The organism is Micromonospora sp. RTBAU3-60 (assembly GCF_054963695.1).
The window spans coordinates 1-2134 of record NZ_JBUEGB010000163.1 but is presented as its reverse complement, the minus strand read 5'-3'; the positions used below and the strand labels follow the sequence as shown (position 1 = coordinate 2134).

2 protein-coding genes are annotated in these 2134 nt (G+C 67.6%); both read left to right on the top strand.

The annotated features are described in order from the left end of the window. The first annotated feature begins 12 nt into the window (after positions 1 to 12). On the top strand, positions 13 to 132 hold the full coding sequence (locus ACY34I_RS40305) for a zinc ribbon domain-containing protein (RefSeq protein WP_462760807.1): 120 nt from the start codon (positions 13 to 15) through the stop codon (positions 130 to 132). Positions 133 to 493: 361 nt separating this feature from the next. Beyond that, a complete protein-coding gene (locus ACY34I_RS40300) occupies positions 494 to 2116 on the top strand; it encodes a hypothetical protein (RefSeq protein ID WP_462760805.1) in 1623 nt (540 codons plus the stop codon). Positions 2117 to 2134 lie beyond the last annotated feature (18 nt).

Sequence of the window (2134 nt, the reverse complement as noted above, 5' to 3'; positions counted from 1 at the left end):
GGGTGCGGATGGATCAACACCACCCTCGCCCTCAACGAGCGCTCCTGGACGTGCCCTGGTTGCGGGGTCGTGCACGACCGGGACATCAACGCTGCCAAGAACATCCTCGCCGCCGGGCTGGCGGAGAGGTAAAACGCCTGCGGAGCTGACAGAAGACCTCAAGGGAAAATCCTCCCGGAAAGGCAGTCGGCGATGAAACAGGAAACCTCACGGGCGACCGTGGGAATCCCAGCCCCTTCAGGGCCGGGAGGATGTCAAATTGGTCCACCGCGTCCTGGCCCTACCGGTGCCGCGCCCCCTTGGCTCGCTGGCTCGGGGCAAGCGGCGGACTCGGATCTCAGAGGCCCGGCCGCATGAATCCCGGGTGAAAAACTCACGTCAGTCAATTCAGTGACCGTTTGGTGACACGCCGTTACGTCGGGGTCGAGACTCGGTCCAGCCGCTCGGGTGTCTGAGCCAGCCGGCCCAGACCCGGGGGCTGGGAGGAGAACCAGTGAACACCACGTCCACATCGATCAGTCAACGCCCGGCATACCGCCGGATGGCCGCGCTCGGTCTGCTGCTGGTGCTGGCGGCCGCGCCGGCCGTGCCCGCTCAGGCCGACCCGGCCGCTGCGGACAAGACTGCTGCGGCGGCCGGTAGCGGCGTCGCGTCGTCCCGCGTGGCGCCTGCCGGTCAGCGGGGGCAGGCACGCCCGCAGGTCACACCCCCGACCCTGACCGATCGGCAGGCCGCGGCGCTACGCGAGCAGACCGCCGACCGTACGCCAGTCGACAAAGGCACCATCGCGCCACTGCCGCGTGCCAAGGCACTGAACCCGCCCATCGCGGCGCCCGGCGGGGTTAGCACTCTGGCCACCACGATCCTGCGGGACTCCGCCATCCCTGCCAGCGGCATCTCGGGCGGGTCGTCGTTCGTGTCGAATACCCAGGAGCCGAGTACCGACGCCAACGGCGGCAACATTTTCCAGACCGGCAACTGGTACGCCACCCGGTCCACGAACAACGGCGCCACCTGGTCCGCGCTGGACCCGTTCACCATCTTCGGCAGCGGCTTCTGCTGCGACCAGGTGACCCAGTACGACCCGATCCGCGGCCGGCAGTTCTGGCTGTTGCAGTACAGCGACCACCTGGTGCTCGCGAACGCCTCCGCCGCCGGCGCGGGCGCATTCACCAGCTGGTGCTGGTACACCATCACCCCGTCCTGGTTCGGTCAGCCGTCCACCACGTCCATCGACTACAACGACATGACCATCGGCAACAACTACGTCTACATCTCCTCCAACCTGTTCCCGTCCGGCGGCGGCTCGGCCTCCGGCATCATCCGCCTTCCCGCCGCCGCGATGAGCACCTGCAGCGGGTTCAACTACAACTTCCTGACCCGGACCGACAACTTCACCTTCAAACTGACCCCCGGCTCCACGGACACCCTGTTCTGGGGCAGCAACTGGGGCCAGACCAACGGCTCGTCGTTCCGCGTCTACGCCTGGCCGGAGAGCTCCACCTCGTACTCCTGGTGGGACCGCACCGTCGCCTCCTACGGCTTCTTCACCCGCAACAGCGGACAGAACTGCGCCAGCGCCAACGGGGTGGTGACCAACTGGTGCGCGTTCGCCGACTCGCGAACCCTGGGCGCGTACCGGGCTGCGGGGGTGCTGGGCTTCTCGTTCAACGCTCGCCAGGACGGCAGCCACCCGTTCCCGTACACCCGGATCGTCTGGTTCAACGAGTCGACGAAGGCCTACATCGGTGCCGGTGACGTCTGGGGCAGCTGGGGAGCCATCCAGTTCATGTCCCTGGCACCCAACAACGCCGGCCGGGTCGGCGGCGTGTTCGCCTGGGGCGGCGGCACCGGCACCACCGCCTACTACCCCGGCGGAGCGGCATATACGACCGGCGCCACCACCATCGAGAACAACTCGAACTTCTTCCTCTGGGGGCAGGGCAACACCTGCACCGCTTCGGGTGGCATCCCCCGGTTTGGTGACTACCTGACCGCCCGCACCTACAAGGCCAACCCGTCGACCTGGATCGCCGCCGCCTACGCCTTCAAGGGCGGCAACTGCGGCTCAGCCGGCGTGTACTCCGAACCCCACAACATCAACTTCTCCGGCTGACCCCGCTCCCGGTGGTGG